7 protein-coding genes are annotated in these 6,287 nt (G+C 39.5%); 6 read left to right on the top strand and 1 reads right to left on the bottom strand.

What is annotated here, in order from left to right:
- Window positions 1-82 precede the first annotated feature (82 nt).
- The 4 genes from WJR50_RS22395 to WJR50_RS22380 all read left to right on the top strand — a co-directional run bounded on the left by WJR50_RS22395 (window position 83) and on the right by WJR50_RS22380 (window position 3,644).
- The gene (locus WJR50_RS22395; RefSeq protein WP_341295561.1) at window positions 83-892 is read left to right on the top strand and encodes a universal stress protein; all 810 of its coding nucleotides are present in this window, start codon (window positions 83-85) and stop codon (window positions 890-892) included.
- 195 nt (window positions 893-1,087) lie between these two features.
- On the top strand, window positions 1,088-1,519 hold the full coding sequence (locus WJR50_RS22390; protein ID WP_341295560.1) for a Crp/Fnr family transcriptional regulator: 432 nt from the start codon (window positions 1,088-1,090) through the stop codon (window positions 1,517-1,519).
- Window positions 1,520-1,560: 41 nt separating this feature from the next.
- A complete protein-coding gene (locus WJR50_RS22385) occupies window positions 1,561-2,988 on the top strand; it encodes a PAS domain-containing sensor histidine kinase (RefSeq protein WP_341295559.1) in 1,428 nt (475 codons plus the stop codon).
- Window positions 2,985-3,644 carry a response regulator gene (locus WJR50_RS22380; RefSeq protein ID WP_341295558.1) on the top strand — a complete coding sequence of 220 codons (660 nt, stop codon included), beginning with the start codon at window positions 2,985-2,987 and terminating at the stop codon, window positions 3,642-3,644. Before WJR50_RS22385 ends, WJR50_RS22380 begins: the two co-directional genes overlap by 4 nt.
- 21 nt (window positions 3,645-3,665) lie before the next feature.
- On the opposite strand, the gene WJR50_RS22375 is transcribed toward WJR50_RS22380, so the two are convergent.
- On the bottom strand, window positions 3,666-4,754 hold the full coding sequence (locus tag WJR50_RS22375) for an AI-2E family transporter (RefSeq protein ID WP_341295557.1): 1,089 nt from the start codon (window positions 4,752-4,754) through the stop codon (window positions 3,666-3,668).
- Window positions 4,755-4,889: 135 nt separating this feature from the next.
- On the opposite strand from WJR50_RS22375, the gene WJR50_RS22370 reads away from it, so the two are divergent.
- Window positions 4,890-5,375 carry a DUF892 family protein gene (locus WJR50_RS22370; RefSeq protein WP_341295556.1) on the top strand — a complete coding sequence of 162 codons (486 nt, stop codon included), beginning with the start codon at window positions 4,890-4,892 and terminating at the stop codon, window positions 5,373-5,375.
- A 48-nt stretch (window positions 5,376-5,423) separates the two neighbouring features.
- A complete protein-coding gene (locus tag WJR50_RS22365) occupies window positions 5,424-6,284 on the top strand; it encodes a universal stress protein (RefSeq protein ID WP_341295555.1) in 861 nt (286 codons plus the stop codon).
- Window positions 6,285-6,287 lie beyond the last annotated feature (3 nt).

The following is a 6,287-nucleotide window of genomic DNA, read 5'->3' as shown; positions in this document are numbered from 1 at the left end:
GCTACTTTGGCAAAACTGTCAAATTATCATCAACCGACTGGCGTAAATACCAAATAGAATTTTTAAACATGATCTTATTCAAATGCACACTAAAAAAATATTAATACCTGTTGATTTCAGTGAGGTTTCCATGTCTTTAATGCATTACGGGCTAGCCTTATCTCGTCACCTCGGTGCTGAAGTGTGGATACAATATGTCTATTACATCCCGCCAAATTTTGCCGGGGAAGTATATATCCCGATTGATGCCTTAGAAAATTATAAGAAAAAGGTGCACAAGCAGTTTGAAAAGCTCAAAGAGGAACATAGCGAACTTAAAGAAGCCAGGTTCGTCATGAACTACGGAGATCTGCTTACCGAAGTCAATAAGCTTATAGACCGGGAAGACATTGGCCTAGTAGTTATGGGAAAAAAAGGTGGGGGCTTCCTGACCAATATTCTAGGGAGCAATACTGTCAAACTAATTGAACATGCCCACTGTCCGGTGTTGTCAGTACCTGAAGATATCTCATTCCAGAAATTTCATCACCTGGCCATAGCCATTGACCTCAAGGAGACCAAAAGCGATATTTTTCGTTATGTAGAAAGCTTTGCCCAGGCATTTGCTGCTAAGGTTGATATCGTTCATGTGAGCGAAGCTCCGGTTGCCATAGACTCCACAAAATTGAAACCATTGATTGAACAAGCATTTAGCAATGTGCCTCATCAGTTTTTTCATATCCATGCAGTGGATGTAGAGAAAAGCATTGAAAAGCATGTGGAAAGAAATAGCATTGACTTGTTGGTTCTGCTACCAAGGTCACATTCATTCTTTGACAGCATCTTTCAGAAGCGGATTACCCGGCAGGCAGCCTTTCAGGAAAAGATTCCTCTTCTGAGTATTCATGCCTGAACTGAGCATTGTTTTGTTTACTAATAATTTGATTGTGTTGGTAGTTAAGAAAGGTACATCAAATAGCATCATCACTTTGTAGTGATGCTATTTTTTTTACTCAAGAAATGCATGTTTACATTCAATGAATAGAATATGGATAGTATAAATAATGAGATGCTATCATGAGTTTGGGTAACCATAAATGAAATACGAATGCAAAGATACATCAATGAGCTGATGAGGGCTTTTCTTTCAGGGCAGCACTCCCTGAGTTTTTATAAAAAATTTGCTCAATATGTTCACCTGAGGGTTTTCTCAAAAAATGAAATCATTTTCAAAGAAGGAGATGAAGCAAAGACCGTATGTTTATTATGCAAAGGAGAAGTACTGCTCATCAAGCGTAAGGACAGCCAGCAATTTGGATTGATGGAGACATTAAAAAAAAATGAAATCTTAGGTTTTGCATCAGTAGTATCCCATACAAATCATAATACCTCAGCGATTGCTAAGTCCAAGGTTTATATACTAGAGATCCTAAAAGATGAGTTGCAGCAATTTCTGAATGATTATCCCAAATATCACTTTGCACTTGCCCAAAGTTTAAGTAAAAAAATACTTCATTATGAAAGTATGATAGTAAGCTGAGCTTAATTTTTTTAACTTACTGTCCTAGACAGCTCAAGCTTATGGAAAATTTTTCCTCCCATAAAAAACTTCTTAGGGCACTCTTCCAGTCTGCTGCCGAAGGTATTATTGTAGTAGATGAGTGGGGTGAAATCGTACTGGCTAATCCTGCCTGCCTGCATATGTTTGGCTACACAAATACTGAGTTGATTGGTAAGCCTTTAGAAGTAATGATTTGCCCTGAGCTAAAGAGTACACATGCCAGACATAGAGTAGGCTTTTTCAAAAACCCTAAAAACAGACCTATGGGTGTGGGAAGAAAGCTACAGGGAAGGCATTCATCAGGTGATATTTTTCCGGTAGAAGTAAGCCTGAGTCATATGGAGGTGGAAGGAGAAAAGTTTGCCATTGGTTTTATCATGAATATCAGTGAGCGTAAAAATGCTGAGTTAGCACTAAAAAAGGAAAAAGCAGTGGCTCAGCAATATCTGGATGTTGCAGCATCAATTTTTTTGGTAATTGATAGAGAAGGAAAAGTAGTATTGATCAACCGCAAAGGCACCCAGATTATGGGTTATCGGGAGGATGAGGTAAAAGGAAAAAACTGGTTTGATCACTTTTTACCGGTGCATGACAAGGAAAGAGTGAAAGGTGTTTTTGACAAATTAATTCATGGTAACCTGCACGAGGTAGAAAATTTTGTGAACCCAGTGTTGACCAAAGCAAAAGAAGAAAAACTGATTGAATGGCAAAATGCCCTCATTCAGGATGAGCATGGTCATGCTGTAGCCGTATTGAGCTCCGGGGTTGATATTACTGAAAAGAAAAAAGCAGAAAGAGACCTTATGAAGGCGCTTATTGAAGGACAGGAGGCAGAAAGAGAACGCATTGCCAAAGAACTACATGATGGCCTTGGCCAGTCGCTTACTGCCATGCGATTGAACCTGGATGCTTTACAGAGCCATTGTGAGCGTATCACTCCTGATGCCAAAGAATTGTTTGAGCAATTGAAAACCATACTGTTCAATACCACCCAGGATGTAAAATCCATTGCCCGTAACCTAATGCCAGGCGTGCTTAGAAATTCTGGATTGGTAAAGGGCTTAGAGTATTTATGTCATTCTCTGAGTGACCTTAATGATATAAAAGTTCATTTTCATGCTTACCAAATGAATAGAACTTTAGATAGCTCCCAGAGTATTGGTCTTTACAGAATCACACAGGAATTACTTAACAATGCTCTAAAACATGGTAAAGCTTCTGAGGTACATGTACAACTCATTGGACACCATAAGAGTGTAATGCTGATGGTAGAAGATGATGGAGTAGGTTTTGAAGATAATCACTCCATGAATGAAAATGGATTTGGCTTAAAAAATATTGAGACAAGAGTAAAAACACTAAACGGCTGCTCTTTTATAGATTCCCATGCCGGGAAAGGAACTTCAGTGACTGTAGAAATTCCTCTTTACGAAACCAAAAGCTTATGAAGCCTATCAAGATACTCATCGTAGATGATCATAAAATGATAAGGGATGGTATTAAGGCTTCTCTCTTCGGTGCCACCGACATTCAGGTGCTGGATGAAGCTGCCTCTGCTCAGGAAGCTTTGGCTAAATTAGCACTGCACCCAGATCTTGATGTGGTTGTAATGGATATCAGTCTTGGTGAAGGAGAAGATGGAATTAGTGTGACTAAAAAAATTACAGACAAATATCAGGAAGTGAAGATTCTTGCTATTTCAATGCATGACGAGGAGATGCATGTAATCAAAATGCTGCAGGCTGGTGCAATCGGATATATGCTCAAATACCAGGGGATGAGCGATTTGGTAGAAGCTATAAAAACTGTGGCCGTAGGTGAAAGCTTTTTCAGCAAAGATGTATCCGAAATTTTAATGAGCCAGTTTGTGAGAAAGAAAACTAAACCTAATTTCAGAAAAGGTTTGGGAGAATTGACCAAGCGGGAAGTAGAAATACTGATAATGATAGCAGAGGAGTACACCAATCAGGAAATCGCCGAGAAGCTTTTTATCAGTCCACGGACGGTTGACACACATCGTAGAAACCTGATACTAAAGCTGAATGTGAAAAACACCGCCGGTTTGGTAAAATATGCTATCAGCCAACATTTAATAGATATATAAACTCTGGGTATAGATCATAAACTATTGATTATCAGTGATCATTTGATGCGTTTTTTTTCTGTTTTTGGGCTTATCTGGTTTTTTATATTTTTTCAGATCATCGGTAGTGCCCAGGAGAATGGCCAGGGGATGTAAGTCATCTACTTTCTCAGCGATGAGTTTCAGTATAGCAAGAAAAGGAATAAAAAGGATCATGCCAGCTGCCCCCCAGAGGATTCCACCGGCTACGATAGCGACCATAGTTACCAGGGTGTTAATGCGCAGCTTAAAGCTAACAGCTACCGGGAATATAATATTAGCCTCAAGAATCTGCACGATTACAAAAACAAGTATTACCCCTATGGGATAAAGAACAGAATCGTAGGTAAGCCAAGCTACTGCGATAGGCAACAAAGCTCCTACCGTAATGCCTACGTAAGGGATAAAAGTGAGAATAGAAGCTGCAAATCCGAAGAAAAAGGCCTGGGGAATACCGATCAGCAGCAAGCCCAAACTGTTGAGAATACCAACAATCAGATATACTAAGGTCATACCCTTCACGAATGAAAAGTAAGTGTGCAGCACTTCTTTGAGAACACTTTGATAATCTACTTTCCAGCGTTTGGGCGTGATCCGAAAAACAAAAGCGATCAGTAGGTCACGGTAGTATAAGATTAGCGCAGTAAATACCGGTACCAACAGAAATAGCAAAGTGGACACTGAAGTATCAAACAGGGTTTGGGGAAGCCGCTGCAAAATGTTTTGAGAAGTGGAAGTAAAGAGGTTACGCCACCAGTGCTTATCCAAGTCAAAAAACAGCTCAGTTGTAACCAGCAACTTATTGAATTGGAGTCTTATTTTTTGTGATAATTCCGGCCACTGTTCCAGAAAGCTATAAAATTGCTGCACAAGAAGTGCCAGCAGTAGAGAAAGAAGAATACAAAAGCTGATGATGACGATGGTAATGGAAAAAATCCGTGGCACACGATGTCGCTCCAGCCAATGACAAGATGGATATAACACAAAGCTTAACAGCAGTGCAAAACTAAGGGTGACCCAAAGTGCCTGACCTATGTATAGGATGACCGCTGTAAAAAATACTATTTGAAGGATTTTTAGCGAATTGTTCATTTCTCCTTATCCATACATACTCAATATGGGCGAAAAGCTACGAAAAAGGAATGACTTAAGTCATCCGGGAAGCTAATCCAAATCATAGTTTATCAATAATTGTGTGACTAGATTGATTATCTAACAACCACTGCTATGAAAAACAATAAAATTTTACTCAGTATGGCTTTAGTCCAGCTGGCTAATCTCTACCGCTCAGAGCTGCTGATTCTTGACTTTTTGAAAGTACTGCAACATTACGCCAGCTCAGATGATCTCAAATGGCAAATTTTTGGACAGCGTCATCTTATCAAAGCCAGAAACAAGAGGTTGAGGGCAATACTTTCATCTTTTGACAGCTATCAAAATACCGCTGCCAGTTGCGGAGAAATTCGTGGAATTCTCCAGCATGGCCTGAACATGATCAATCAACATGAAAATGATGAAGATAAAGATCTGCTAGTGATTCATGCATTATTGCTGGTTCATTATTATATGCGATCTGCTTACAATATTGTGGGAAGTTACTTTCTCAATTATGGATGTGGCATGGAAGCTAAATTAATGCAAAAATACGCACAGGAAGAGGAAACCGCTATAGAAGCAGACATGCTGGTACACCAGACGATACTTCTTGCATAAAGACCAGGTTTTCCTATGAGGTAATTATCAGCGAAAAGCCAGAACATTATGAAAAATATACTGATTCCTACCGATTTCTCTGATTGTGCAATTGAAGCTGCTCATGTAGCGATTCATCTGGCTGCCAAAAGTGGAGCCACTCTTCACTTTGTTCATTTAATGGACACCCCGGTCAACTGGATGAATTCCGGAATTGACTTTGAGGAAAGATATCCCGACGTCAGCAGGAAAGTAAAACATGCCAGAAACGAACTAAACAAACTAGTAGATCGGGCTGAGAAAGCTTCTGTAAAGGCCAAAGCTGATATTGAGTACAATCAAGACTATTCCATCATAATGCATTACATTGAAATGCACCAGATTGATCTGGTCATTATGGGTTCGCATGGTGTCAGGGGGATCAAAGAATTATTCATAGGCTCCAACACACAAAAAATCGCACGTCTTTCCTCCGTACCGGTTCTGGTCATCAAAAAGGCTCCTCAGTCCATGGACATCAAGAAGATAGTGTTTGCCTATGACTTTGAGGAACCTGCTCAAAAATATTTTTTGGCACTATCCGATTTTGCTGAAATGCTAGGTGCCAGGATTCAACTTCTGTATATCAATACCCCATTAAATTTTAAAGAAAGTAAAGAAATACACCATAAGCTGGAAGAATATTCTCAGCTCAAGCCTTCCCTGATAGAAAAGTGCAGTGTTTATAATAGCTTTAGTTTTGAAAAAGGCTTACTGACTTTCTGCAAAGAAAATGAAATAGATATGGTAGCCATGCTTACCCACGGTAGAACAGGTTTTGCAAGGCTGATGAATAGTAGTGTCACTGAAAGAGTGATCAATCACATTGATATCCCGGTTTGGAGTTTCAACATCCAATCGGGCAATGGCGAAAATAATGATTATGCATAAAAT

This window comes from Catalinimonas locisalis, assembly GCF_038039535.1.
Lineage (GTDB): Bacteria > Bacteroidota > Bacteroidia > Cytophagales > Cyclobacteriaceae > Catalinimonas.
The sequence above is the reverse complement of the archived record's forward strand: the minus strand, read 5'-3'. Positions and strand labels throughout refer to the sequence as shown.